Source organism: Halomarina litorea, assembly GCF_024227715.1.
In the GTDB taxonomy this organism is placed as follows: domain Archaea; phylum Halobacteriota; class Halobacteria; order Halobacteriales; family Haloarculaceae; genus Halomarina; species Halomarina litorea.
The window spans coordinates 519784-543206 of sequence record NZ_CP100448.1 but is presented as its reverse complement, the minus strand read 5'-3'; the positions used below and the strand labels follow the sequence as shown (position 1 = coordinate 543206).

Annotated in this window: 28 protein-coding genes; 11 read left to right on the top strand and 17 right to left on the bottom strand. The window is 70.5% G+C overall.

All coding sequences use genetic code 11. From position 1 onward, the window contains the following. The 7 genes from NKG96_RS03000 to NKG96_RS02970 are packed head-to-tail and all read right to left on the bottom strand — an operon-like array spanning position 1 to position 9035. Entirely contained in the window at positions 1 to 513 is a 513-nt protein-coding gene (locus tag NKG96_RS03000) for a chemotaxis protein CheD (protein WP_254536973.1), read from the bottom strand. After that, complete coding sequence (locus NKG96_RS02995) at positions 510 to 1799, bottom strand: chemotaxis protein CheC (RefSeq protein WP_254536972.1); 1290 nt, start codon at positions 1797 to 1799, stop codon at positions 510 to 512. Before NKG96_RS02995 ends, NKG96_RS03000 begins: the two co-directional genes overlap by 4 nt. Then, on the bottom strand, positions 1796 to 2470 hold the full coding sequence (locus NKG96_RS02990) for a chemotaxis protein CheC (RefSeq protein WP_254536971.1): 675 nt from the start codon (positions 2468 to 2470) through the stop codon (positions 1796 to 1798). The genes NKG96_RS02995 and NKG96_RS02990 overlap by 4 nt, the downstream gene beginning before the upstream one ends. Next, the gene (locus tag NKG96_RS02985; RefSeq protein ID WP_254536970.1) at positions 2467 to 5733 is read right to left on the bottom strand and encodes an ATP-binding protein; all 3267 of its coding nucleotides are present in this window, start codon (positions 5731 to 5733) and stop codon (positions 2467 to 2469) included. The genes NKG96_RS02990 and NKG96_RS02985 overlap by 4 nt, the downstream gene beginning before the upstream one ends. A 46-nt stretch (positions 5734 to 5779) precedes the next feature. Further along, complete coding sequence (locus tag NKG96_RS02980) at positions 5780 to 6160, bottom strand: response regulator (protein ID WP_254536969.1); 381 nt, start codon at positions 6158 to 6160, stop codon at positions 5780 to 5782. After that, a complete protein-coding gene (locus NKG96_RS02975; RefSeq protein WP_254536968.1) occupies positions 6157 to 6648 on the bottom strand; it encodes a chemotaxis protein CheW in 492 nt (163 codons plus the stop codon). Before NKG96_RS02975 ends, NKG96_RS02980 begins: the two co-directional genes overlap by 4 nt. Beyond that, positions 6645 to 9035, bottom strand: a complete 2391-nt coding sequence (locus tag NKG96_RS02970; RefSeq protein WP_254536967.1) for a methyl-accepting chemotaxis protein — start codon at positions 9033 to 9035, stop codon at positions 6645 to 6647. The genes NKG96_RS02975 and NKG96_RS02970 overlap by 4 nt, the downstream gene beginning before the upstream one ends. A 66-nt stretch (positions 9036 to 9101) precedes the next feature. On the opposite strand from NKG96_RS02970, the gene NKG96_RS20855 reads away from it, so the two are divergent. Both NKG96_RS20855 and NKG96_RS02960 read left to right on the top strand, forming a co-directional pair. Further along, on the top strand, positions 9102 to 9407 hold the full coding sequence (locus NKG96_RS20855) for a DUF2267 domain-containing protein (RefSeq protein WP_256558103.1): 306 nt from the start codon (positions 9102 to 9104) through the stop codon (positions 9405 to 9407). Positions 9408 to 9470: 63 nt separating this feature from the next. Further along, positions 9471 to 10607: a CBS domain-containing protein gene (locus tag NKG96_RS02960; RefSeq protein ID WP_254536965.1), complete on the top strand. Its 1137-nt coding sequence runs from the start codon at positions 9471 to 9473 to the stop codon at positions 10605 to 10607. A gap of 1 nt (position 10608) precedes the next feature. On the opposite strand, the gene NKG96_RS02955 is transcribed toward NKG96_RS02960, so the two are convergent. Then, a complete protein-coding gene (locus tag NKG96_RS02955) occupies positions 10609 to 11262 on the bottom strand; it encodes a helix-turn-helix domain-containing protein (protein WP_254536964.1) in 654 nt (217 codons plus the stop codon). Between the two features lie 174 nt (positions 11263 to 11436). On the opposite strand from NKG96_RS02955, the gene NKG96_RS02950 reads away from it, so the two are divergent. Together NKG96_RS02950 and NKG96_RS02945 are read left to right on the top strand one after the other, a co-directional pair. Beyond that, positions 11437 to 12294 carry a DUF8054 domain-containing protein gene (locus NKG96_RS02950; protein WP_254536963.1) on the top strand — a complete coding sequence of 286 codons (858 nt, stop codon included), beginning with the start codon at positions 11437 to 11439 and terminating at the stop codon, positions 12292 to 12294. A 95-nt stretch (positions 12295 to 12389) separates the two neighbouring features. Beyond that, a complete protein-coding gene (locus NKG96_RS02945; RefSeq protein WP_254536962.1) occupies positions 12390 to 12878 on the top strand; it encodes a helix-turn-helix domain-containing protein in 489 nt (162 codons plus the stop codon). Positions 12879 to 12891: 13 nt separating this feature from the next. Here the strand turns inward: NKG96_RS02945 and NKG96_RS02940 are convergent, their stop codons facing one another. After that, a complete protein-coding gene (locus NKG96_RS02940) occupies positions 12892 to 14517 on the bottom strand; it encodes a class I adenylate-forming enzyme family protein (RefSeq protein WP_254536961.1) in 1626 nt (541 codons plus the stop codon). A 120-nt stretch (positions 14518 to 14637) separates the two neighbouring features. Here NKG96_RS02940 and NKG96_RS02935 point away from each other — a divergent pair, with 120 nt between their 5' ends. Further along, positions 14638 to 14805, top strand: coding sequence for a hypothetical protein (locus NKG96_RS02935; RefSeq protein ID WP_254536960.1), 168 nt, complete (start codon positions 14638 to 14640; stop codon positions 14803 to 14805). Between the two features lie 204 nt (positions 14806 to 15009). Next, positions 15010 to 15210: a hypothetical protein gene (locus tag NKG96_RS02930; RefSeq protein ID WP_254536959.1), complete on the top strand. Its 201-nt coding sequence runs from the start codon at positions 15010 to 15012 to the stop codon at positions 15208 to 15210. On the opposite strand, the gene NKG96_RS02925 is transcribed toward NKG96_RS02930, so the two are convergent. Genes NKG96_RS02925 through NKG96_RS02910 form a run of 4 tightly spaced genes read right to left on the bottom strand, consistent with a single transcriptional unit; the run spans position 15200 to position 17053 of the window. After that, positions 15200 to 15376, bottom strand: coding sequence for a hypothetical protein (locus NKG96_RS02925; protein WP_254536958.1), 177 nt, complete (start codon positions 15374 to 15376; stop codon positions 15200 to 15202). The two genes, NKG96_RS02930 and NKG96_RS02925, sit on opposite strands and share 11 nt — an antisense overlap. 33 nt (positions 15377 to 15409) lie before the next feature. Continuing rightward, complete coding sequence (locus NKG96_RS02920; protein ID WP_254536957.1) at positions 15410 to 16018, bottom strand: DUF8054 family protein; 609 nt, start codon at positions 16016 to 16018, stop codon at positions 15410 to 15412. Next, complete coding sequence (locus tag NKG96_RS02915) at positions 16015 to 16782, bottom strand: nucleotide-binding protein (protein WP_254536956.1); 768 nt, start codon at positions 16780 to 16782, stop codon at positions 16015 to 16017. Before NKG96_RS02915 ends, NKG96_RS02920 begins: the two co-directional genes overlap by 4 nt. Before the next feature lie 46 nt (positions 16783 to 16828). Further along, the gene (locus NKG96_RS02910; RefSeq protein WP_254536955.1) at positions 16829 to 17053 is read right to left on the bottom strand and encodes a DUF7500 family protein; all 225 of its coding nucleotides are present in this window, start codon (positions 17051 to 17053) and stop codon (positions 16829 to 16831) included. A 417-nt stretch (positions 17054 to 17470) separates the two neighbouring features. On the opposite strand from NKG96_RS02910, the gene NKG96_RS02905 reads away from it, so the two are divergent. After that, a complete protein-coding gene (locus NKG96_RS02905; RefSeq protein WP_254536954.1) occupies positions 17471 to 17617 on the top strand; it encodes a hypothetical protein in 147 nt (48 codons plus the stop codon). On the opposite strand, the gene NKG96_RS02900 is transcribed toward NKG96_RS02905, so the two are convergent. Both NKG96_RS02900 and NKG96_RS02895 read right to left on the bottom strand, forming a co-directional pair. Then, positions 17614 to 18204 carry a DsrE/DsrF/DrsH-like family protein gene (locus NKG96_RS02900; RefSeq protein ID WP_254536953.1) on the bottom strand — a complete coding sequence of 197 codons (591 nt, stop codon included), beginning with the start codon at positions 18202 to 18204 and terminating at the stop codon, positions 17614 to 17616. The genes NKG96_RS02905 and NKG96_RS02900 overlap by 4 nt on opposite strands. 10 nt (positions 18205 to 18214) lie before the next feature. Further along, positions 18215 to 18472 (bottom strand): sulfurtransferase TusA family protein, encoded by a 258-nt coding sequence (locus NKG96_RS02895; RefSeq protein WP_254536952.1) that lies wholly within the window; start codon positions 18470 to 18472, stop codon positions 18215 to 18217. Positions 18473 to 18690: 218 nt separating this feature from the next. On the opposite strand from NKG96_RS02895, the gene NKG96_RS02890 reads away from it, so the two are divergent. The 4 genes from NKG96_RS02890 (at position 18691) to NKG96_RS02875 (ending at position 21365) form a co-directional block, all read left to right on the top strand. Beyond that, positions 18691 to 19887: an MBL fold metallo-hydrolase gene (locus NKG96_RS02890; RefSeq protein ID WP_254536951.1), complete on the top strand. Its 1197-nt coding sequence runs from the start codon at positions 18691 to 18693 to the stop codon at positions 19885 to 19887. A 1-nt stretch (position 19888) separates the two neighbouring features. Next, positions 19889 to 20371 (top strand): YeeE/YedE family protein, encoded by a 483-nt coding sequence (locus NKG96_RS02885; protein WP_254536950.1) that lies wholly within the window; start codon positions 19889 to 19891, stop codon positions 20369 to 20371. 92 nt (positions 20372 to 20463) lie between these two features. Continuing rightward, the gene (locus NKG96_RS02880; protein ID WP_254538109.1) at positions 20464 to 20889 is read left to right on the top strand and encodes a DUF6691 family protein; all 426 of its coding nucleotides are present in this window, start codon (positions 20464 to 20466) and stop codon (positions 20887 to 20889) included. A 68-nt stretch (positions 20890 to 20957) separates the two neighbouring features. Continuing rightward, the gene (locus NKG96_RS02875) at positions 20958 to 21365 is read left to right on the top strand and encodes a helix-turn-helix domain-containing protein (RefSeq protein ID WP_254536949.1); all 408 of its coding nucleotides are present in this window, start codon (positions 20958 to 20960) and stop codon (positions 21363 to 21365) included. Between the two features lie 169 nt (positions 21366 to 21534). Here the strand turns inward: NKG96_RS02875 and NKG96_RS02870 are convergent, their stop codons facing one another. Both NKG96_RS02870 and NKG96_RS02865 read right to left on the bottom strand, forming a co-directional pair. Beyond that, positions 21535 to 22017: a peroxiredoxin family protein gene (locus NKG96_RS02870; protein ID WP_254536948.1), complete on the bottom strand. Its 483-nt coding sequence runs from the start codon at positions 22015 to 22017 to the stop codon at positions 21535 to 21537. A 99-nt stretch (positions 22018 to 22116) separates the two neighbouring features. Continuing rightward, positions 22117 to 23421, bottom strand: a complete 1305-nt coding sequence (locus NKG96_RS02865) for a cobyrinic acid a,c-diamide synthase (RefSeq protein WP_254536947.1) — start codon at positions 23419 to 23421, stop codon at positions 22117 to 22119. Between the last annotated feature and the right edge of the window lie 2 nt (positions 23422 to 23423).

Sequence of the window (23423 nt, the reverse complement as noted above, 5' to 3'; positions counted from 1 at the left end):
TCAGAGGACCTCCTCGTGCCCGTCGGCCGTCGAGACCCGCACCTCGCCGGTCGCGGTGTCGAACTCGACGGTCCGCCCACGCGAGCCACCGACCGCCATCCCGGCGAGCGCGACGTCGAGGGCGGCCAACTGCTCGCGGGCGGCCGCGACGTTGCGCTCGCCCGCCCCATCGGCGATGTCCGGCAGGGCGAATATCTCGGCCCCGCCGACCAGCCACGCCTCCGCCGCCTCGTAGTCGCCGCCGCGAGCGACCAGTTCGCGCAGCATCGTCCGCACCGCCTCGTCGGCGTACTTCCCCGGCGACCCGCCCTCGGCAGGCTGGTGGGGGAGCATCGTGTGCGCCAGCGCGCCGACGCCCGCCTCGGGGTCGTAGAGGGCGACGGCCACGCACGCGCCCAGCCCATAGGCGACGAGCGTCTCGCCGTCCTCCGCGACCACGTAGTCGGAGACGCCGACGAGAAGCCGGTCTGGAGCCGTCGGCGCGTCCGCGGCCGCGGACTCGAAGGTCTTCACAGGTCCACCCCCTCCATCTCCGCGAGTTCGCGCAGGTCCTCGCTGTCCGGGCCGTCCGCGGCAGCGGTGAACTCGGCGCGCGTGGGGGTGTCGTCGACGCGTCCGACCTCGAGGCGTTCCAGCGCCCGCTCCAGGTCGCCCTCGTCCGGGATGGCGAAGATGTCGAGGTCGAACTCGATGTCGGCGTCGACGGCCTCGATGCGCGTGTCGAAGACGAACGCGAACTCCTGGCCCTCGCTCAGGCCGACGATGAGCGGGTCGACGACGGCCGCGCCCATGTCGTGGGCGTACGTCGGGGTGGTGTGGTCGATGGTCGTATCGAGCAGGTTCGCCCAGCCGTCGAGCAGGCCCGAGGCCATCACGTTCGACAGCTCCTGGACGGCGTCCTGTCCGAACGCGCCGATGCCGGACTCGTCGAGTTCGCTCTCGCCGACGGTCGCCGAGACGAGCGACCGGGCCGAACGCTCGCCGAACAGGAAGAGGAGGTAGCCCGAGGGGAGGCCGTCGAAGCTGAACGCGACGCTCACCTGCGGTTCGGCGGGAACGTCCTCCGGGATGGCGTCCAGCGAGACGAAGTTGATGCGCCGGATGTCGACGTCCATCTCGATGCCCGTCATCTTCGTCAGGTTCTCGGCGACCGTCTCGGCCCCGCGGTGGGCCATCCGGTCGAAGCCGACCAGCTTCTCGTACTCCAGGGCGTAGCCCGCGGTCCGACGCTGGAACAGCGCCTCGATGGACTCGGCGGTGGGGACGAAGTAGTGTCTGAAGGCGAACTCCGTCCCGACGGCTTCGATCTGCGAGCGGAACACGACCGCGAGGTCGTCGCCCGTCGCCACGTCGTCGGGGTCGACGAACGCCTCGGGTTCGGTGCCCGCGACGAGGTCCGGCGTCGAGACGTCTATCTCGGTCCGGAGGACGTCCGCCCAGCCGTCGACGAAGCCGCTGTTCATGATCTGGCTCACCTCCGCGATGGCCGAGCGCGTGAGGGCCTCGTCGCTCCCGTCGAGGCCGTCGGTGAGGGTACCAGCCACTGCCTCGGCGCTCGCCTCGTCGAACAGGAGGAGGGCGGTGCCGTCCATCCCCCCCGTCAGCTCCACGCGGATGCCCACCTTCTCGACGTCGTCGTCGAGTTCGGCGCGGATGGCCTCCCCCGTCGTGAAGTCGAGGCGGGTGACGCCCACCCGCGCCTGGATGTCCGTCATCGGCGTCAGGCGGTCGGCCGCCAGCTGTGCGCCCTCGCGAGCCATCTCGTAGAACGTCCCGAGGGCGTCGACGTCGAGCCTCACGGCACCACCCGTTCGACGTCGATGCGCCGCAGTATCTCGATGAGGATGTCCGTCCGCGGGAAGAGGTACACCTGCACGGTGATGTCGTACGCCGGGAGGGTGAGCCGCGAGGCGACGTATATACCGAGGTCCTCGTCCTCCTCGATGAGCGTCCCGACGATTTCGGCCTCCGTGTCCTGGATGGGCGTGGGCGCGCCCACGTCGATCTCCTGTTCGAACGTGTCGGCCCAGGCGTCGAGGAAGCCGCTGGCGATCATCCCGCCGAGCTCCGTGATGGCGCTCTGGGCCATCTTGTGGCTGGGCGCTTCGCCCTCCGAGAGCACGTCCCGTACCATGAGTCGCGCCGCGTTGTTCGCACTCGCGAGGGGGAACAGGACGAGGGCGCTCCCGAAGGGTGCGCCCGGCAGTCGGCTCCTGACGCCGACGCGTTCCTCGCCGACGAAGGTCGCCTCCAGCAGGTCCGCACGGGCGTAGCCGTGGGCGACCTGCTCCGACGTGACCGTCGCCTCGGGATGGAGTTGCTGGAGACGACGCTCGACGCCGCCGATGCCGATCTCTCCGAGTCGGTTCATGACGGCGAGGGACTCGACCGCGATGGTCCGCTCCGCCGGGGTCGGGGAGTCCGCTCGCCCGCTCGTCTTGGTGTCGTTCGGTTTACTCGTATTGCTCATATCGTTGCTACGTCGATGATGTTCACCAGCTCCCCGCCGCCGAGGAGCGTCGCGCCGCTCACGCCCGTCACGTCGCCGAGTAGCCCCTCGTAGGGGCGGACGACGACCTCCCGCGTCTCCAGTACCTCGTCGCACTGCAGGGCGACCCGCCGCGTCTCGGGGCGCAGTCTGACGACGGTGCCGCCCTCGCTCGCGGGACCGGGCGTCTCCAGTGCGGTCGCCAGTCGGACCAGGGGGTAGCGCTCGACGCTCCCGTCGGCCGGGTCGCCGTCCTCGTCCGTCCGCGTGACCGCCAGCGTCGCCTCGCCGTCGACCGTCTCGACGGCGTTCGCGCCCGCCGCCTCGACCTCCTCGACGGCCGTGAGGGGGATGCCGTAGCGCTCGTCGCCGACGCCGACGAACAGTACCTCGGCGACGGCGACGGTGACGGGCAACTGGAGGCGGACCGTCGTCCCCGCGCCGGGCGTGCTCTCGACGGTGACGCTCCCGCCGAGGTCGCTCGCCACGCGGTCGACGACGTCCATCCCGACGCCGCGGCCGCTCACGTCGGTCACCTCCTCGGCCGTCGAGAACCCCGGTTCGAGGACGAGCGGGAAGCACTCCTCGTCGGGGAGGTCGGCGGCCGCCTCGGCGTCCAGCAGGCCGGATTCGACCGCCTGCTCGCGGACCGCCTCGGCGTCGATGCCGCGGCCGTCGTCCCTGACCTCGATGACGACGCCGTCGCGGATCCGTTCGGCGCGTACCTCGACGCGTCCCTCGGTGGGCTTGCCGGCCGCCTCGCGGGCCTCGGGGGCCTCGATGCCGTGGTCGACGGCGTTGCGCACGAGGTGGACCAGCGGGTCGCCGATGCGGTCGATGACCGAGCGGTCCAGCCCCACCTCGCGGCCGGTCACGTCGAGGGTCACGCGCTTGTCCTGTGCGCGGGCGATGTCGCGCACCAGGCGCGGGAGGTTCCGCGTCGCCCGCTCGAACGGCATCAGGCGCACGTCCATGACGGTCCCGCGGAGGTCGGCCGTGACGCTCCCGAGGGCCGTCAGCGCCTCCAGCGCCTCCTCGGAGACGGTCCCGCCGAGGGACGACTCGAGGCGGTAGCGCGCCGTCGTCAGCGCCTCGACCTGCGAGAGCAACGCGTCGGCGTCGGCCACGTCGACGGAGATGGACTGCACCGCGTCGCCGGACCGCTCCGGGGTCGGCGGCGCGTCGGGCGCGAACGTGTCCCCGACGCTACTGTCGTCGATGGTCGTGACCGTCCGCGTCGGCGTCGACGGACCCTCGCCGAAGAGCCCGCCGAATCGGTCCTCGAACGCTGCCGTCTCCGCGTTGCGCTCGAAGCCCACCGGTTCGTCGTCCGCCTCGGCGAACGGCGCGTCCAGCAGGTCCTCGACGTCCGGGTCGATGCCGTCGTCCGCGCCGACCGCGTCGGCGTCCGCCTCGGTCTCCGCCGGGGCGGGGTCGGACTGCTCGGAGTCGAGTCCCTCGAAGGAGTCGTCGAGGAGCGCCGCCACCTCCGGGTCCACCTCGTCGGCGGCCTCGGCGTTCGGGTCTGCCGCCGCGGACGCCGGCGACGGGTCGTCGCTCCCGGTGCGGACGACCGCCGGGACGAGGTCGTCCGGGTCCGCCGGCGGGTCCACGGCCGGCACGACGGCGGGACGCAGGTCCGCTGGCGGGTCCACCGGCGGGTCGGGCGCGACCGCGCGAACCGCCGAGGTGAGTCCTACTGGGTGGTCGGACGGGGCGGGCGGGGCGGGGGCCTCGTCCGTCGCACCCTCCGGGGCGGGGACGATGGCGGGACGACCCGATCCCGCGACGGCGTCCGCCGGCGGGTCGGGTGCCGTCGCGGGCACGATGGCCGGCAACGCCTCGCCGTCGGGGACGGCGGGCGGGTCGACGGCCCGGACGACGGCCGGCGTCAGGTCGTCCGGGTGGGCAGGTGGCGACGGGGCGGGCGGGACGCGGACCACCGCAGGTTCGAGCGAATCGAGGGGGTCCGCCGGCGGGTCCGGCGACGGGGACTCCCCGCTCGTCCCGGCGGGGTCCGTCCCCGTCTCGTCCGGCCCGGGCGGCGTCCCCGCCGCAGAGCCCTCGATGAGGTCGGCGATGCCCAGTTCGTCGTCCTCGTCGAACTCCCCGAACGACACCGCGTCGATGTCACGCTGGAGGTCCGCGAGGTCAGCCGGGACCGACTCGGACTCGACCTCGGCCTTGACGGCCGCGAACGGGTCCTCGGAACCGTCGGAGCCGACGGAGCCGTCCGGGTCGGCGTCGGCGGGGTCCGGGCGGGACGCCGTCGAATCCTCGGGGGGCGCGAACGGGCCGGAGCCGTCGAAGCCCGACTGGCGCTCGGGGTCCGCCGCGGACCCCGCCCCGAACGGGTCGAAGGCGTCGGACTGGTCGTCCGGTCCGCCGTCCAGTTCGCCCTCTAGTTCGCCGCTCGCCGTCTCGTCCGACGCGGGAGTGTCGTCCGCCGCGTCGTCCGCTGCGGTCCCGGTCGGGTCGTCCTCGCCGAGGCCGGACCCCTCGATGAGGTCGGCGATTCCCAGTTCGTCGTCCTCGTCGAACTCCCCGAACGACACCGCGTCGATGTCACGCTGGAGGTCCGCGAGGTCAGCCGGGGCCGACTCGGACTCGACCTCCGACTTCACCGCCGAGAAGAGGTCCTCGCCGTCCTCGGGGGCGGATGCGTCGTTGGCCAGCGTCGCCGCCTCCGGGAGGTCCGGCAGGGTATCCGGGTCGTCCATCGTCCCCATCAACTCGTCGAGGTCGTCGTACTCCGCGACGCTGTCGAGCGCCGAGCGCACCTCGTCGTCGAGCGACGGGTCGTCGAGGCCGTCGTCGGGGTCCGACGGCGGGGTCTCGGGAGTCGGGTCGGCGGACGACGCGCCGTCACCCGGGTCGACCGCCCGGGTCGCGAGCGACGCGCGGAGCGCCTCCGCGACCGCCTCGGCGTCCACGTCGGCCGAACCGCCGTTTCCGGCGGCCCTGACGACCGCCTCGATGGCATCGGTGGCGTCCAGCGCCGCGTCCACGAGGTCGGCCTCGGGCGTGACCTCGCCCACCCTGACCGCCGCGAGGAGGTCCTCGACAGCGTGTGCGAGCGTGCTCGCGCCGGTCAGCCCCGCCATCGCGCAGTTGCCCTTCAGGCTGTGGGCGGCCCGGAAGGCCGCGTTCAGCGTCTCCGGGTCGACCTCGCGCTCGATGGCGAGCAGCGCGTCGCTCACGTCGCGCAGGTGCGCGGTACTCTCGCGGACGAACTCGTCGCTCACCGACATCGTCGGAGTGGGTCGTCCTCGTCGGTCCGGGTGCCGGTCGTCATGCGAGGATGCCGTCGATGGCCGTGACGATGTCCTCGTCGTCGAACGGTTTCGTGACGTAGCCGTCGGCACCCGCGCGGGCGGCCAGTTTCATCTTCTTGCGCTGGCCGACGCTCGTACACATGAGCACGCGCGCGTCCGGGTCGATGTGCTTGATGGCGGCGGTGGCCTTCACGCCGTTGGCCTTCCGCATCACGATGTCCATGAGGACGACGTCGACGTCCTCGCGGTGTTCCTTGTACTTCTGGACCGCCCACGCGCCGTTGGGTGCCTCGTCGACGACGACGTACGTGTCCTCGTCGAGGACGCTCTTCAGACGACTCCGCATGTAGTCGGAGTCGTCGACGATGAGGATGCCGATGGGATCGCTGTCTGTCATTTGAAGTCTCCGTGTCCGCGGGTGTTCGCAGTCGATACCGTCTCGGCGATGCGCTCGACGGACAGCACCGTCAGCGGGCCGGACTCGCGGTCGGCCACCGCCTTCGCCCACCCCGTGTCGTCGGGACCGGGACGACCGAGCGTCTCGACGGGACAGCGCTCGATGTCGGCGACGGCGTCGACCAGGAGGGCGACCGGCTGGGGCTGGTCGCCCCGGTCGAGGACCACGAGTCGGTCGCTGCCGTCGTCGGGCGAGGAGTCGAGGGCGACGCGGGCGTCGACGACGACCGTCACCTCGCCGGCGACGCTCGCGACGCCCCGGACCGCGGGTGCGGTCCGCGGGACGCGGGTGGTCGGCGGGCAGTCGTCGACCTGTCGGACCCGGCCCACCTCGAGGCCGTACCACGACTCGCCGACCCGACACGCCACCACCTCCAGCACCTCGACGGGGTCGACGTCGGGCGTCCCCCCGACCGCGCTCTCGGTCACTCGTCCCCTCCGCCCGGACGGTCGGCGGGCACCAGTTCCTCCTCGGGGCGGGGGTCGGCCTCCTCGACGGCCCCGGCGACCGACTCGTCGGCGTCCTCCAGTTCGGCGTCCCCCTCGTCGGACGCGCTCTCTGCCGTCTCGAAGCGGTCGAGGGCGTCGCTCAGGCGCGTCGCCTTCTCGGCGAGGTCGCCGGCGCTCTCGGACATCTCCTCCAGCGCCTCGGTCTGCGTCTCGGCGGCCGTCGCCACGAACTCGGACTCGACGGCCGTCTCCTGGCTGATGGCGGCCGCTTCGTCGACCGTCCGCACGAGGTGTTCCGTCGAGGCCGCCTGCTCCTCCGTCGACTCGGAGATGGCCTGCACGCCGTCGTTGGTCTCCTGTGCGTAGCCCGCAATCTCGTCCAGTGCGTCCACCGCGTCCTCGACGGACCCGGTGTTCGCGGAGACCCGGTCGCTGTTCTCGCGGACCTCCGCGACCGTCCGCTCGGTCTGCTCCTGGATGCGTTCGAGGCGCTCCTCGATGTCGCCCGCGGCCGTCTTCGTCTCGCTGGCGAGGGACTTGATCTCGTTCGCGACCACCGCGAACCCCTCGCCGGACTCGCCGGCGCGTGACGCCTCGATGTTGGCGTTCAGCGCCAGCATGTTCGTCTGCTCCGCCACGTCGGAGATGAACTCGATGAGTTCGTCGACCTGTTCGACCTCCGCTTCGAGGCGCTCCATCTCCGCGACCGTCTCGCCGGAGTGCGCCTCGATCTCGCGCATGCTCTCGATGGCGCGCTCGGCGGCCTGTCGCCCCTCGCGGCCCGTCTCGGCTGTCTCGCGGGAGATAGTCGCCACCTCGTTCGAGGAGTCGGCCATCGCCTCGATGGTCGTCAGGTGGCCGACCATGTCGTCCGAGGCCGTCTGGAGCGTCTCGTTCTGCGCGTTCGCGTCCGCCGAGATGTCCGTGAGGGAGTTGGTCGTCTCCGCGGACTCCTCGCGGATCATCTCCGCGGAGGTCGCCACCTGCTGGGTGGAGTGCGCCACCCGGTCGGAGAAGGCCTTGAGGCGGTCGACGGTCGCCTCTATCTCGTCCATCATCTCGTTGAACTCCTCGGCGACGGCGGTCATCGCCTCGCTCTCCCCGTCGACGTCCATCCGGCGGGTGAAGTCGCCGTCCGCACACGCCTGCATCACGTCGCTGTACTCGTCGGCCTGCCGTTCGAGGGCGACGTTGAGCGACTCCGTCTCCGCACGCGCGTGTTCCGTCTGTTCGATCTGTCCGCGGAGCGCGTCGCGCATCGACCCGAACGCCCCGTAGAGGCGGCCGATGTTGTCCACGCGCTCGGTCTCCAGTTCCACGTCGAAGTCACCGGCCTCCATCCGCTCTGCCTTGCCGCGCAGGCGGTCGATGGAACGGGCGGTGTTCATCCCGATGGCCGTCCCGAACGCGCCGATGAGACCGACGCCCACGAACGTGCCGAGCAGCCCCCAGCTGACGATGTCGGTGGGGTAGGCGACGGCCATCGGCGTCTCCAGGAGGACGGTGAACGCGCCGTCGTCCGTGCTGGCGTGGCCGACGAGGTCACCGGACCCGCCGAACAGCAGACCGCCGAAGGGGCCGGGGGCGCTCCCCTCCCGAATCGACCCGGCGGACTCGGCGTCGCGCGCCGCCGTCAGGGTCTCGCCGGAGTAGTCCTGCACGCCGGCACCGGCGGTCGAGACGCCCCGTCCGGCGCTGTCGACGAGGGCCACGTCGCTCGCGTCGTACTTGCCGACGACGTTCGCGCCGAGGTACTGGTCGAGTCGGTAGGTGGCGACGACGTACGCCCCGCGGAAACTGGGGACGGGGACCGCGTACGAGACCACCGGGACGGACTCGCCGTCGACCGTCTCGGTGTAGACGTCCGTCACGAAGATGTCGTCGTGCTGGACGGCGGGTGCCGTCTCGTCCTCGTCGAGGCCGCGAAGCGACGTCTCGCTCCCCCACGGGGCGTCGACCGACTCGAGGTCGGCCCCGCGGTCGGCGGCCGTACTCGCGACGACGGTTCCCGACTCGTAGCTCACGTACCGCACGGCCTGTGTCTCGTTCGCCATGCGGTGAATCCACGCCTCGACGCCGTCCTGTCTGGCCTCGTCGTCCGGCGCGTTGAGTTCGTTCGACTCGGCGGCCCGGCGCACCTGATTGCGGTTGGTGCTGTGCCAGCTCTGGAGGGCCTGGGCCTCCTGCGAGGCGAAGCTCGCGTACTGCTGGTCGGCCCGGTCGTTCAGTTCCTGTTGCATCTGACCGGTCGTGACGATGCCGGCGAGCAGCACCGACACGCCGAGGACGGCGAGGATGACGGCGAACTTGCGCGCGTAGCTCTCCCGAATGGCGTCGGGGACGAGCGCGCGAAACGGTCTCGACATACGTCGACAGTCGACAGTATTGTAACTTAAACTTTGTCTAAATTCTATAAGTCTCAGAGCAAAGGAATGAGCGGCGGTGCCCGCCCCGCGGGAGGGCGACGACGAGGCCGCGAATCACGCCGCCCGGTCTGTGAAATCCCAGCGCGCACGGCCGTGCCGGTCGACGGGAGAGGACGCATGGACGAATCCGAGGTCCGCGACGCGGTCGCGGACCGACTCGACGACAGCGACGGCAGCGAGGCGGCGACGGTCGCCGTCTTTGCCACCGTGGACGACGCGGTGCGCGGAGGCGAGATCGACGACCTGCGCGACCAGTTGCCCGAATCCTACGGGGCCGTCCTGACCGAGGCCGGCGTGGACGACCCGTACTAGCACGGCACGTCGCCTGCCACGGCAGGGGGTGGATACAATCCGTCGGCGCGAGTTCCGCCCTGCATGGACATCTCGAACATCGCGACTCGGCAGTACGTCGACGTCACGCCCGACGAACGCCTCGGTCAGGTCCGCTCGACGCTGAGCGGCGACGAGGACGGCGTGCTGGTCGTCGAGGACGGCGACGCCGTCGGCGTCGTCACGCCCGGCGACCTCCTGCGCTCGCAGTACGACGACGACACGACCGTCGAACGCGTCGCTCGGGCCGTCCCGAGCGTCGACCGCACCGCAGACGTCCGCGAGGTGTCGCGCCTGCTCGTCGAGGGTGGGTCCACCCTCGCGCCCGTCGTCGAGGGCGGCGAGGTGTGGGGCGTCGTCACGACCGACGGCATCCTCGACGCCGTCACCGAGAACCTCGACGTGCTGACCGTGAGCGACGTCCAGACCACCGAGGTCGTCACGGTCCGCGAGGACGCCACACTCGGCGAGGCCATCAACCGCCTGCGCGAACACGGCGTCTCCCGCCTGCCCGTCGTCGAGGAGGACGGCACGCTCACGGGCGTCCTCACCACCGACGACATCGTGGAGTTCGTCGTCCGCGAGGGCGACCAGCCCAACAAGGGCGAGCGCGTCGGCGAGGACCAGCCCCTGCTCGACCTGCCGGTGTACGACCACATGAGCCGCCCGGCGGAGACGGTCGAACCGGACGCTTCCGTCGCCGACGCCGTGGCGACGATGCTGGAGAAGGGCTACGACGGCCTCGTCGTCTCGCCGGAGTACGCAGAGCGGGTCGCGGGCGTCCTCACCAAGACGGACGTGCTGCGCGCGCTCACCTACACCGAGGCCGAGCGCCTCGACGTCCAGATAACGAACGCGGACCTCCTGGAGACGACGAGCCGCGAGGCGGTCTACGAGCGCATCGAGGAGGTCGTCGGCAAGGACGAGGAGCTCGACGCCTACCACGTCCACGTCCGCTTCCAGCGCCACGACGAGGAGTTCCGCGGGACGAGCCTCGTGCGCTGTCAGATTCGCGTCCGGTCGGACGTCGACGACGTGGCCGGCACCGGCGAGGGCTACGGCGCGGAAGAGGCCCTCTCGCTCGCGCTGGAGAAACTCGAGCGCAACGTCCTCGAAGCGAAGGGCCGGCGTAACGACGAGGAGTACCGCGGACAGCTCCTCCGGAAGCTGAACGAACTGTAAGTCAGAGCGAGGTCCCGCCGCCGAGCGTCTTCCGGATGAGGCCGTCGTGGCCCCGACGGAGTCGTTCGGAGAGCGCCTGATGGGAGATGTCGAGGTCCTCGGCGAGGTCGCGCAGGCCGACCTGTCGGGGGATGTCGAAGTACCCGCGCTCACAGGCCGCCAGCAGCGCCTCGCGCTGCTGCCCGGTGATGCCGAAGCGCTCGGCCTCCTCGCCGTCGAGCGTGCTGACGTGGCCGAGTTCGAGTTCGATACCGTGGTCCAGACAGGCGTCGTGGGCGCGAGCGAGCGCGTCCCGGTCGGGGTAGAGCATCCGGAGCGCCCACTCGCCCTGCCGTGCTTCGGCGTCGACGATGGTGGCGTTCTCGCTCGCGACCAACTGGAGGACGAGGTGGAACCGCGAGTCCCACTGGACGCGATAGAGGTACTCGCCGTCGAAGTCCGCGAGGCGGTCGAAGCGCTCGACCGTCTCGTCGTTCGCGAGACCCTGCTCCAGCGACTCTCGGTCGGCGGCAGTCGCCCGGAGCAGGGGCATGTCGACGCCGTCGCCCGAGGCGACGGTCGGCTCACAGCTGAACTCCGCGTCGGGGACTGCCCCCAGAGTCCCCCCGAGGACGAACGAGTCCGCAGAGACGGTGACGCCCGCGACAGTTGTCATATGAAGCTTGCAGACTCGGGACGCCCGGCTAACTCTTGTGCTTCACGGGTGTGTGTGTGAGATATAATTACAACGACATCCGGAGGCGGAGTCGGTACCCCAACAGCCCTCGGGAGCCTCACGTGTCGCCCGTGTGACGGTGAGCCTCATATCCCTCCGCGGGCAGTGGAGGGCATGAACGCCCAGTGGGGGCCACTCGACCGACTCCGGCGGCCCGAGTACACGGGGGCGAACCGCTGTCTCCCGTGTACCGTGGTGAACGTGGCCCTCGCGGTCGGACTCTCTCTCGTCGTCGCCCTCGTCTCGCCGGAGGCCGCACTCGCCGTCCTCGTCGCCTCGCTCGCCGGAATCTGGCTCCGGGGGTATCTGGTCCCCGGCACGCCGGAACTGACGAAGCGCTACCTCCCGCGGCGGGTGCTCGCGTGGTTCGGGAAGGTGCCCGTCGCGGTGCGGGCGACGCCCGACTTCGACCCCGAGACGGCGCTCTCCGGGATGGGTGTCATCGAGGACGACCCGGAGACCGAGGACGTGCGCCTCGTCCCCGCGTTCGCGGCGGCCCTCGACGAGGCCACCCCGTCCCCGGACGCGGTCGACCGCCGGTCGCTCGCGGCGGCCCTCGGCGCACCGGACGCCGCGTTCGAGGACTACGGGGAAGCGGTCGTCTCGCGGGCGCGGGCACGCGACGCTGGCGAGGGGACGGCGGCGGACGGAGACGGGGTGGAGAGCGACGGCGAGGGCGAGAGCGGTGACGACGACTCCATCGCGCAGTGGGAGTCGCGCGCCGCCCTCGCCGCGGACGCGGGCGCGGCCCGAACGCTTCCCGGGTGGGACGAGTCGTGGGCGCGTCGCCCGCCCGCCGAACGCGCCCTGCTCTGCCGGTCGGTCCGGACGCTCCTGCCGACCTGTCCCGCCTGCGACGGCCTCCTCGCCCCCTCCGCCTCGACGGTGGAGTCCTGTTGCTCGCGCTACGAGGTGCTGGCGCTCTCGTGTACGGCCTGCGAGGCGCGCCTGTTCGAGACGGCGGTGGCCTGATTTCTTCCCGACACCTGCGCGTCGAAAGGGTTTTGCGTCCTCTCGGGATATGTCAACGGAGCACTGAGTCGAGCACGATAGCCCTGACGCTCGACGTGGAGCAGTACGACTGCCCGTTCATCGCCGCGAGCGACGCGCACGACGTGGCGTTCTCGGCGGCCCACTGGGAGTTCGACCGGACCGCCGACCGACTGGAGACGCGGATGGTCGTCGAGGGGCCGGACCGCGAGGGGTGGGCCGACATCGCCCTCTCGGAACTCGACCGGGACAACGGCGTCGTCTCGCGCGAACGGGTCGAACTCGCCGAGTTGCAGGGGTTCGTCCAGAACGTCGGCGCGGCGATGACGCTCATCGAGGGCTGTCGCGACCTCTCGGACCGCGAACGCGAGACGCTCGAAGCCGTCGACGCGGGCTACTTCGACAGTCCCCGCGGGGCGACCCTCGACACCCTCGCCGACCGCTTCGAGGTGTCGAAACCCGCCGTCTCGAAGACCCTCCGTCGGGGACAGGCGAAGACCATCTCTCGCGTGACGGAGGTGCTGGAGTCGCTGGACGAGGAGGAGCGCGACGGGTGCGACGGCTGAGAGAGGACCCGGCTCAGGCCTCCCGGTCCCAGCCGTGGTCGGCGCGTTCGCGTTCCGCCTCGGCCAGTTTCGTCCGCTGGATGCGCTCGCTCGGCGTCTTCGGGAACGAGTCGACGAACTCGACGTACCTCGGCACCTTGTACGCCGCGAGGTGGGCGGCCACCTGTTCGACGACGTCCCGTTCGGTCACGCCCCCGTCGACTCGCTTGACGAGCGCCTTTATCTCCTCGCCCCGAACCTCGTCGGGGACGGGGATCACCGCCGACTCCTCGACGCCCGGCAGTTCGTCGACGACGTCCTCTATCTCGCGGGGGGCGATGTTCTCGCCGGACCGCCGTATCATGAACTTCTTGCGGTCGACGTAGTAGCAGTAGCCATCCTCGTCCGTGCGGGCCACGTCGCCGGAGAAGATACGCCCGTCGCGGAGCGTCTCGGCCGTCTTCTCGGGCATCTCGTAGTAGCCCGCCATCGCGCCGGGGTCGGTGCGGGTGAGTTCGCCCTCCTCGCCGGGGTCGACAGGGTTCCCGCCCGCGTCCACGAGCGTCACCTCGTGGCCCAAATCGGGGAACATCGGCATCCCGATGGCCCCCACCCTGACCTGTTCTGGGTCGGGGTGGTTCATCAGCAGGGTCGGACTCTCCGTCTGGGAGTATATCTGGACGACGCGGAGGCCGAACTTCTCCTCGAAGGCCTCCCACAGTTCGGTGCCGATGGGGCCGATGGCGAGTTCGAGGTCCGTGTCGGGGACCTCCTCCGGGTCGAACGCCGAGTCGAGCATCTTCGGCGTCCCGCCGAGGACGTTGAACGAGGTGACGCCGTTGTCGGCGACGTGGTCCCAGAAGGCACTCGTCGTGAATCGCTCGGCGAGGACCCACTCGGTGCCCGCGAGGAGGGGGCCCGTCATGGAGTAGAACTGGTTGTTCCCGTGGAAGAGGGGAAACGGGTTGTAGTTCACGTCGCCCTCGGGGAACGGCGCACCGAGGAAGCTCTTGCCCCCGAGCAGGTACGACCGGTGGGTGAGCAGGGCCGGCTTGGGGAGGCCCGTCGTCCCACTCGTGTACATGATGGCGAACGGGTCGTCGCCCTCGAGCGAGACGGTCGGGACCGCTGCCTCGGGCAGGTCAGAGAGTAGATGCGTCTCGGCTCCACTGACGCCCTCGAACCCGTCTGGGGCGTCGTCGGCCAGCACGACGTGTTCCAGCCCGTCGAAGTCGGGGGCCACCGAACCGAGGATGGCGAGGTACTCGAGGTCCGGGTCGGCGAGGACCACGGAGAGGCCGGCGGTGTCGGCGGCGTGGCGCACCTCGCGTTCCCGGTACTGCCAGTTGACCGGGACCTGCACCGCGCCGAGTTTCGCACACGCGAAGATTCCGACGACGTAGGTGGGGGAGTTCGTGAGGTAGAGGCCGACCCGGTCGCCCCGTCCGACGCCGAGGCCAGCGAGTGCGCCCGCCACGCGTTCCGCGCGGGCGTCGAGTTCGCCGACGGTGAGCGTCTCGCCCGTCGGCGCGAAGGTGAGGTACGGCCGGTCGGGCCACTCCGCCGCCGCCGTCGAGAGCACGTCGACCATCGACTCGGCCTCGCGCATCGCCGGGTGGAGGCGCTCCTGGACCGCCGCGTACTCGTGGGTTCGTCGCATGGGTCGAGGGAGCACTCCGGGGGTCGAAAAGGGGTGTGTTAGCGTCCGGACACGAACGGACCGGGGCAGGCAGTCCAAGAGAGCGGGTCGACGGACGCCGAGAACTGGGGCGCACCTATCATGCCCTCGGAGGCGGACGTGACCGCCGAGTCCGTGCCGTGGGGGCGGCGCTACCTCCGCGAACACGTCGTCCACGTCGCGGTCATCGCGTTCCTCGCGGCCTACCCCTGCTGTACGGGTGGGTCGTCGACGGGTCGCTGGCCGCCTTCGTGGGGGCGGAGCTCGTGACGCTCCTGCCGCGCGTCCAGACGAGGATCGTCGTCCTCTACTTCGGCCTGTTCGCGATGAGCCACCATCCTCCCACGTTCACTTTCGGTGAACGAAGGACCGACCGCCGCCGGCCACGTACTTCGTTTCGTGAGTGTATCCCACACTTTCACTTTCGCCCCGGGGACGGCTGAGGTTCAAGCCCCGAGCGGTGCGAGGAGGGGCATGGCAATCGACGTCGTGCGGATGCGGGAACGGAAGGGAACGCAATCGCGACGCGTCCTCGACGTGTCCGACGTGCCGGCGACGCGGGTGGCGGAGTACGCCCGCGAGGCACGCACCCTCGAGGACGCGGCGGAGACCGACGTCTACCTCGAACACAAGGGCGGTCGGACCTTCCTCGTCGCGGGAGGGCCTACGCGATAGACCGGTCGTCGCCGGGAATCGCCTCCTCGTCGAGGATGGCGATGAGGTTCGTGTACGGGACGAACGCGACGAACGTCCCCTCGTAGAACAGGTCGACCCCGAACTCGGCCTGTTCGTACTGGTCGCACTCGATGTCCCCGTCCGGAAGGATAGCACGGTACACCATACCACGATATTGGCGCGGAGACACAAGAACCTGTCACCGAAGCTCTTCGTCCCCGTCCGTCACCTCCCGCCCCTCGTCCGCCAACTGGTCGTCCAGTCCCCACTCGTCGGCCCGGCGCGCGGCCTCCGAGCGGGCCTCGGCCCGGATGGCCTCGATTCGCTCCTCGTCGGCGAGGAACGCCTCCACGGCGCCCGGCCCGTCCGACGGGGCGTCCCCCCGGTCGTCGGGGGCCCGCTCACGGGTCCGCTCCGCGAGTTCGTGGTCGCCCGCGAGTCGTTCCGCGGGCATCCCCGGCGGCACCCGCAGGGCGGGCGTGTCGTGGACCGTCTCGAGGTGCGCCGTATCGAGGCGGTACAGCGCCGCCCGACACGGACCCGACGCGGGGAGGTCCGCGAGCGCCTCGGCCCCGCCGACGTCGCTCGCGGTGTGGTAGGCGAGGACGGGGACGCCCGCCTCGAACGTCACGACGCCGCGGCCCGCGTCGTCGAGCAGGAGTGACGACTGTGGCGCGAGCACGGCGTACCCCGTCAGATCGCGTTCGAGAGCGTCCGCGAGGACCGTTCCGACGCCGGAGACCACACGCGAGCGGACGAGCGTCCCCTGCGGGAGGTCGAGCGCGTGACCGGGGAACGGCGAACTCATGGCGCGTCGGGGATGACCGCGCTCCGGAAGCGGGCGGCCACGTCGTCGGCGTCCCCCCCGCGCACGTCCAGCGACCGGGCGGCCCGGCGGTACGCCTCGGCCGCGTCGCTCCCCGGTGCGTGTGCGAGCAGCGGTTCGCCCGCGCGTCGCGACGCGCGGGCGGCGTCGCTCTCCGGGACGCGCGCCAGCATCGGCCCCTCGAAGTAGCGCTCGGCCTGTTCGGCGATGCGGGCGACGGCCTCGTCGTCGCGCACCCGGTTGAACAGCACGCCAGCGGTGCCCGTCCCGTAGGACGCGGCGTACTCCTGGACCTTCAGGCCGTCCGAGAGCGACGGGACCGTCGGCTGGAGGACGACGACGACCCGGTCGGCGAGGACGACCGGGAGGACGGCCCCCTTCGACCCGAGCGCCGCCGGGGAGTCGAGCAGGAGGACGTCCGTGTCCGCCGCGAGGTCCGCCACCGCCGTCCGCAACCGTCCGGGGTCGGCGTCGCGGAACGCCGCGAGACTCGTCCCGCAGGGAACGACGCGCATCCCGAAGCGGTCGTAGGCCGCCTCCGAGACGGGCGTCTCGCCGACGAGGACGTCGTGGAGCGTCGTCTCGACGCCGTCGAGTCCGGTGTGAAAGAGCAGGTTCGCCATCCCGGTGTCCGCGTCGACGACCGTCACGTCGTACTCCCGGGCGAGGGCCATCCCCAGCGCGAGCGTGGTCGTCGTCTTGCCGGTGCCGCCCTTGCCGCTGGCGACGGCGAACGCCTCCACCATTTGTCCGAACTGGACACCTTCTCAAAAATAAACCTTCGGGCTCGCGCTAGTCGTCCAGCGCGCCGGTCGCCAGGGGGAGTTCGACGACCGACCGCGGGTCCTCGTCGGGCGCGATGCGGGCAGCGTACCACCGGGTGAGATCGCCGAACGCCTCCCGGACGTCGTCCGCCCTGACCTCGTGGGTGGCGACGCCGTGGTCGGTCTTGACCGCGAGGTCGGCGGCGAACTGTTCGGGGACGCCGTCGGCGCACACTGCTTGCTCGACGCTCACCCCCGGCGCTTCTCGAGAGCGCAGAAGGCCCGCTTCGCCGTCGCCGCGGCGCGGGCGAGGTGGTCCACGTCGGACTGGGCGGTCGCTCGGCGTGAGTGAACCACGAAGCTGCGGGTGGGGAAGACCCGCAGTGAAAGGGGAGCGTGTGGCTCCCATCCTCCATCAGAGTGGGGGTGGCGGTCCGATAATGAGTCTTCTGTTCCCACGTCTTTCGTCCGCGTGACGGCTGTCCGACGACGGTCCCGCGCCTGACACGTCGCCGGTAGTGGGTCGCTACTCGCCCCCCGCGGGCGACTGGGGACGCGTCGTGTCACTCCGTGCTCCGACGATGCGTCACCCCCATCGTGGCACACGAAACGACTGTTTTCCCTCGGTACGTCTCTCATAACTATGGGTACTGTGAGAGAAAGACACGCCATGTCCCTCAGCGTCTCCGTCGAGTGTCCGCGCTGTCGGCGCGTCGTCTCCGCCGAACCCGACGAGTCCGTCGGGCGACGAGCGAACCTGCGCGGGACCGAGGTGGCCTGCGACTGCGGCCACAGCATCGACCTCTACTACTACTAGACGAGCAACTGGACGTCGGCCTCGCCCATGCGCTGGAGCGCCGTCGCCGCACCGACGCCGACCGTAACGCCGTCGTAGAAGTCGTTCTCGTCGTAATCGAGCAGGTCGATGGTCATCTGGCAGGCCTGCAGGTCGACGCCCATCTCCAGTGACGTCTCGACGAGTTCCTCGATGGTCGGCGTCTCGTTGTCGGCGATGCGCTTTCGCATCAGCCGCGTGGTCACCTCGTCCATGCCCGGGAGCGCCGCGAGGGCGTTCGGGACGGGCATGTTCGGGTTGCCGACCGAACTCAACTTGAGGTCCGCCGAGTGCTCCTCGTGGAGCAGTTCGAGCCCCCAGAACGTGTGGAAGACGGTGACGTCCCAGTCGAAGGCGGCCGCCGTCGAGGCGAGGATGAGCGGCGGGTAGGCCATGTCGAGGGTCCCCTTCGTCGAGACGATGACCATCGACTTGCCGTCCTCGCTCGTCTCGGACTCGACGTCCGCCAGCCGTGATTCGAGGTCCGCGACCCGGTCGCGGAGTGCGGCCACCGTCTCCGGGTCGGCATCCTCGTTCGCGTCCTGTGTGTTCGGTGTGTCCGTGCTCATCGGTTCAGGTTCACTCGGTCTTCCGCACGTAGTGGACGTAGACCTGGTCGCCGGCCTCGGTCGTCTCCTCCTGTTCGAGCAGTTCGACGCCGGGCGTGCCCTCGGCCCACCCGGCGATGTCGCTCACGCTCCCGGAGTCGGTCGCCCGGACCTCCAGAACGCCGTCCGGTTCGAGGCCGTCGATGGCCTGCTTCGTCTCTACGACCGGCATGGGACACGACAGCCCCGTCGCGTCGAGCGTCTCGGTGACGGTGTATTTCTGACTCATGTTCCGTATTGCCTCTGGGCCACAATACTGGGCGACCACTGAAAAGTGTATTGGTCGTTAGTCCCAATGCTGAGCCGGACCGCACAGGAGCACACCCCCACATCAGCACTTTCCTCCCGATAGTACTCCGACATCCCCTACTTCTCGCCACATAATCTTGTACCATTGGTGAAAGACTGTCCAAACCTTTTTCCGGAGGCAGCCGGTAGTCAGGGGTGATGAGTGAGCAATCGTTTCCCGACCCCGGCGTCCCCGTCGACTCGATGGACGCCGAGACGCTCAAAGGGCGTATCGACGACGCGCAGGACGTGACCGTCCTCGACGTGCGCGCCGAGAGCGAGTACGAGACGTGGCACGTCGACGGCGAGCGCGTCACGGACGCGAACGTCCCGTACTTCGAGTTCCTGGAGGGTGCGACCGACGAACTCCTCGAACGGGTCCCAGAGGCCCCCGACGGCGAACCCATCGTGGTCGTCTGCGCGAAGGGGCAGTCGAGCGAGTTCGTCGCCGGCCTCCTGAAACAGGAGGGCATCGACGCGGTGAACCTCGCCGACGGGATGAACGGGTGGGCGCGCCTCTACGAGGCGGCAGAACTCGACGCCGACACGGACGCGACAGTGCTCCAGTACCGCCGCCCGTCCAGCGGGTGTCTGGCCTACCTCGTCGTCAGCGACGGCGAGGCGGCCGTCGTCGACCCGCTTCGCGCGTTCGCCGACCGCTACGTCGAAGACGCACGGGAGTACGGCGCCGAACTGCGCTACGCGGCCGACACCCACGTCCACGCCGACCACGTCTCCGGCGCCCGCGAACTCGCCGAACGGGGGGTCGAACTCGTCTTCCCCGCACCGGCCGCCGCCCGCGGTGTCGAGTTCGACACCGAATACCGGGCCGTCGAGGACGGCGATTCGCTGACCGTGGGGAGCGTCGAAATCGACGTGCTCCACACCCCCGGCCACACCTCCGGGATGACGAGCTATCTCGTGGACGACGCGGTCCTCCTCACGGGGGACACCCTGTTCACCGAGAGCGTCGCCCGGCCCGACCTGGAGGAGGGCGACGAGGGCGCACCCGAGGCGGCCGCGCGCCTCCACGAGACGCTCCAGGAGCGCATCCTCACGCTCCCCGAGGACGTCCTCGTCGCCCCGGCGCACTTCGGCGACGCGGCGACGCCCCGCGAGGACGGCACCTACGCCGCCCACCTCGGTGACCTCGACGCCTCGATGTCGGTCCTCTCGATGGACCGCGACGAGTTCGTCGAGTTCGTCCGCTCGGACATGCCGCCGCGCCCGGCCAACTACGAGACCATCATCGCGACGAACCTCGGCCGGGAGGAGGTGGGCGACAACCGGGCGTTCGAACTCGAACTCGGGCCGAACAACTGCGCCGCGAGTTCGGACGCGATGACGAGCGACTGAGATGGTCGGACTCCAACTCGTCGCCGCGGACCTCTTCCCGCGCGGGGTCCTCCCGTACCTGCTCGGCGGCCTGTTCATCGGTCTCGGCGTCGCCGTCATCTACGTCGGGACGGGCATCTCGGCGGGCGCGAGTACGTTCCTCGAATCGACGCTGTCGTACGCCTCGTCGGTGCCCCGCTTCCAGCGCTACCGCGCCTCGCGAGACTGGCGCGTGCTGTTCACCCTGAGCATCGTCGCGGGAGCGGCGATGTACTCGCTGGCGTTCGGCGAGTTCGGGTGGACCACCGACGTCCAGCCGTGGCGACTGCTCGCCGGCGGCGTCCTCGTCGGCGTCGGGACGCGCGTCGGGAAGGGGTGTACCTCCGGCCACGGCGTCTGCGGCGTCGGGTCGGCCTCGCGGACGTCCATCGTGAACGTCGCGACGTTCCTCGCCGTCGCCATCGGCGTGGCGCAACTGGTCGCCGCACTGGGGGTGTCGCCGTGAGCGAACGCAGTGAGCGAACGGCGGCAGAGAGCGACGGAAAGCGGAGCGAGCCGGACGACCGAGGGAGCGGCACCCTCGCGCGCGACGCCCTCATCGTCGTCGGCGGGTTGCTGTTCGGGTTCGGTCTCGCGGCCAGTCGGATGGCCCGCCCGGAGATCGTCCTCGACTTCCTCCAGCTAGAGGACCTCGGCCTCCTGTTCGTCATGGGCGGGGCGTCCGCCGTCGCTGGACTGGGCTTCTTCCTCGGTCCGCGCCTGTTCGACGGCGCCCCGCTGACCGGGAAGGCCTACGAGCGACGGCTGAAGTCGATGGACCGCGACGTCCTCGTCGGGGGCGTCGTCTTCGGCGTCGGCTGGGGAATCTCGGGTATCTGTCCCGGTGCGGCCTACGCCAGCCTCGGCATCGGCAACGTCGCCATCCTCTGGGCCATCGCCGGGATGTTCGTCGGCGCGTACGCACAGGGGTACTGGCGCGCGCATCGGAGCGCGACGGGTCCAGAGGGACAGGGTGCGGACTGAACGGTGGCCGGGCAGTGTTGTGCCGGTTTCGCACAAGTGTTTTACCGGTGGATAGCCAACGATCACCAATGGTAGACTCGATGGGCGAGATGCTCCGGCAGGACATGGAGTGCGAGGGCCTCCTGGAGTGTTTCCACGGGCTGAAGGAACTCGACCGGGAGTGTTTCCGCGTGCTGGTCGAGGCGGAGGGACCCCTCACGGTGGACGAGGTGGCCGAGGTCGTCGACCGGGAGCGCTCGACGGCGTACCGCGCGCTCCAGCGTCTCAAACAGGCCGGCTTCGTCCAGAAGGAGCAGGTCAACTACGAGCAGGGCGGCTACTACCACGTCTTCCGGCCGACCGAACCGGACGCCGTGGCCGACGAGATGCAGCGAATGCTCAACGACTGGTACGCCATGATAGGTCAACTCATCGGCGAGTTCCGCGAGAAGTACGACGAGGAGACGCCGACGACGCAGGCGACCGCCGAGAACTGACGCCGGTACGTCGCCCGCGCTGCCTCGAACCCGCGTGCGGGACCCGACCGACGGCTCCGAACCGACGGCCGCCGAGGCCATCGAACGCCGTATCGCGAGGAACGCGGGGTCGGGGCGCGGTTCGGCGTGGCGTTTCAATTCGAGGCGGTGCCCCCGTCGGAGTACCGACTCAGCCCGAGAAGGGGTCCTCGAAATCGTTGCGGATGAAGTAGCGGACCCAGTTGCCGTGCGTGCGGTCGGCGGGGTGGTCCGCGACCTGTTCGTACTGGACCGTGCCGTCCTCGTCGATGACGTACACCGCGGCGATGCCCGTCAGGCCGTGGCTGGTCTCCTCGGTCCCGCTGTACTGTTCTGCGACCTCGCCGTCCGGGTCGGCGAGCAACTGGAAGTTCAGGTCGTAGCGGTCGCGCATCCCCGTGACCGGCCCGATGGGGTCCGTGACGACGGGTAGGATGTCGACGTTGTCGTTGAACCAGAGGTCGTACTCCACCTCGCTGAAGGTCTGGAGCTGTTCGGCGCAGAACGAACACCAGTGGCCGCGGTTGACGAGGACGACCGTCGGGCCGTCTTCGAGGGTGTCCGAGAGCGTGATCTCGTCGCCGCCGGTGTGTTCGAGCGTGAAGTCGGGCGCCTGCTCACCTTCGAGTGACATACGCGGGACGACGGCCGCCTCGTACATAGGCGTCCGGCGGTGTGTCCCGTGGGGTACACGGCAGCGAAAGGTACCAGTGGGTTTCGACACCGGCAACGCTCAGAGCGAGTCGACGAACCGGTCGAACGCGCCGCTGTCGGCGTGGACGTGCGCGTACGTGCCGAGCGTCCGGTGTTCCGTGAGACCGTCGTGTTCGCCGTCGACGCCGTGACCCCGGACCACGTCGAACGCGAACCGAGCGTCGCCGGCTACCGCGGCCCGCGAGTAGTGGAACTCGTGACCGCGGACCGTCCCCCCGGAACGGGTCGTGAGCGCCCCCGACCGGGCCCGGAGTTCGACGTGGTCGAGCGCCTGCGGCCGGTCGGTCATCTCGACGTCCGCGGGGAGGACACCGGCCATCTCGTGGGTCTCGCCCGCGACGGCGAGCGACTCGGCGAGAGCCATCAGCCCCCCGCACTCCCCGAGGACGGGCAGGCCGTCGGCCGCCCGGTCGGCCAGCGTGTCGAGTGCCGGACCCCCCGAGAGCGCCGCCGCGTGGTTCTCGGGGTAGCCGCCGGGGAGGTAGACCCCGTCGCAGTCGGGGAGGTCGTCCCCGTCCGCCGGCGCGAACGGGACGACCGTCGCACGCTCGCGGAGTCGCTCCAGAGTCGCGGGGTAGACGAACCGGAAGGCGTCGTCGCGAGCGACGGCGACCCGCTTTCTGGTCGGTCCCGACGATGGGGGCGGGGCGACGTCGGGGCCGGGACGCGGCGGGGGGCGGGCCACCTCACGGAGTCCGGCGACGTCGACGTGTTCGGCGGCCGCGTCGAGTGCGTCGGCCGGAACCGGGGACTCCCCGCCCCAGTGCAGGCCGAGGTGGCGCTCCGGTATCGAGAGGTCCTCTCGCGGAGGGATTCGGCCGAAGTACTGGAGTCCGTCGGGGAGCGCCTCCCGGATGCCCGCCTCGTGACGGCCGCCGTGGGCGCGGTTCGCGACGACGCCGACGACGTCCACCTCGGACGGCGTCCGGGCGGCGTACTCCCGGAACCCGAGTGCCGTCGCCGCGACGCTCTCCATGCCCGTGTTCGCGTCCACGACGAGGACGACGGGCAGGTCGAGGGTGGCGGCGACGCGGGCCGTCGAGACGTCCCCGTCGTACAGCCCCATCATCCCCTCGACGAGGCAGACGTCGCCCGCCCCCCGCCAGTAGTTCCCGAGCATCCCGTCGTCGCCCGAGAGCCACGGGTCGAGCGTCCGACTCGGCCGGCCGGTGACGGCGGCGTGGTGGCTCGGATCGATGAAGTCCGGGCCGGCCTTCGCCGTCGCGACGGTACGGCCCGCCCGCTCGAACGCCCGACAGACCGCGAGGGTGGCGACGGTCTTGCCGACGCCGGAGGCGGTCCCCGCGAGTACGATGCCGTCCATGC

Excerpts from the sequence above, each read along its gene's own strand:
- NKG96_RS02940 (WP_254536961.1), bottom strand. The coding sequence starts at position 14,517 with ATGCGACGAACCCACGAGTACGCGGCGGTCCAGGAGCGCCTCCACCCG.
- NKG96_RS02925 (WP_254536958.1), bottom strand. The coding sequence starts at position 15,376 with ATGGTGTACCGTGCTATCCTTCCGGACGGGGACATCGAGTGCGACCAG.
- NKG96_RS02970 (WP_254536967.1), bottom strand. The coding sequence starts at position 9,035 with ATGTCGAGACCGTTTCGCGCGCTCGTCCCCGACGCCATTCGGGAGAGC.
- NKG96_RS02900 (WP_254536953.1), bottom strand. The coding sequence starts at position 18,204 with ATGAGCACGGACACACCGAACACACAGGACGCGAACGAGGATGCCGAC.
- NKG96_RS02920 (WP_254536957.1), bottom strand. The coding sequence starts at position 16,018 with ATGAGTTCGCCGTTCCCCGGTCACGCGCTCGACCTCCCGCAGGGGACG.
- NKG96_RS02870 (WP_254536948.1), bottom strand. The coding sequence starts at position 22,017 with ATGTCACTCGAAGGTGAGCAGGCGCCCGACTTCACGCTCGAACACACC.
- NKG96_RS02930 (WP_254536959.1), top strand. The coding sequence starts at position 15,010 with ATGGCAATCGACGTCGTGCGGATGCGGGAACGGAAGGGAACGCAATCG.
- NKG96_RS02950 (WP_254536963.1), top strand. The coding sequence starts at position 11,437 with ATGAACGCCCAGTGGGGGCCACTCGACCGACTCCGGCGGCCCGAGTAC.
- NKG96_RS02990 (WP_254536971.1), bottom strand. The coding sequence starts at position 2,470 with ATGAGCAATACGAGTAAACCGAACGACACCAAGACGAGCGGGCGAGCG.
- NKG96_RS20855 (WP_256558103.1), top strand. The coding sequence starts at position 9,102 with ATGAGCGGCGGTGCCCGCCCCGCGGGAGGGCGACGACGAGGCCGCGAA.
- NKG96_RS02960 (WP_254536965.1), top strand. The coding sequence starts at position 9,471 with ATGGACATCTCGAACATCGCGACTCGGCAGTACGTCGACGTCACGCCC.
- NKG96_RS02875 (WP_254536949.1), top strand. The coding sequence starts at position 20,958 with ATGGTAGACTCGATGGGCGAGATGCTCCGGCAGGACATGGAGTGCGAG.
- NKG96_RS02895 (WP_254536952.1), bottom strand. The coding sequence starts at position 18,472 with ATGAGTCAGAAATACACCGTCACCGAGACGCTCGACGCGACGGGGCTG.
- NKG96_RS02980 (WP_254536969.1), bottom strand. The coding sequence starts at position 6,160 with ATGACAGACAGCGATCCCATCGGCATCCTCATCGTCGACGACTCCGAC.
- NKG96_RS02865 (WP_254536947.1), bottom strand. The coding sequence starts at position 23,421 with ATGGACGGCATCGTACTCGCGGGGACCGCCTCCGGCGTCGGCAAGACC.
- NKG96_RS02905 (WP_254536954.1), top strand. The coding sequence starts at position 17,471 with ATGTCCCTCAGCGTCTCCGTCGAGTGTCCGCGCTGTCGGCGCGTCGTC.
- NKG96_RS02935 (WP_254536960.1), top strand. The coding sequence starts at position 14,638 with ATGCCCTCGGAGGCGGACGTGACCGCCGAGTCCGTGCCGTGGGGGCGG.
- NKG96_RS02915 (WP_254536956.1), bottom strand. The coding sequence starts at position 16,782 with ATGGTGGAGGCGTTCGCCGTCGCCAGCGGCAAGGGCGGCACCGGCAAG.
- NKG96_RS02890 (WP_254536951.1), top strand. The coding sequence starts at position 18,691 with ATGAGTGAGCAATCGTTTCCCGACCCCGGCGTCCCCGTCGACTCGATG.
- NKG96_RS02885 (WP_254536950.1), top strand. The coding sequence starts at position 19,889 with ATGGTCGGACTCCAACTCGTCGCCGCGGACCTCTTCCCGCGCGGGGTC.
- NKG96_RS02955 (WP_254536964.1), bottom strand. The coding sequence starts at position 11,262 with ATGACAACTGTCGCGGGCGTCACCGTCTCTGCGGACTCGTTCGTCCTC.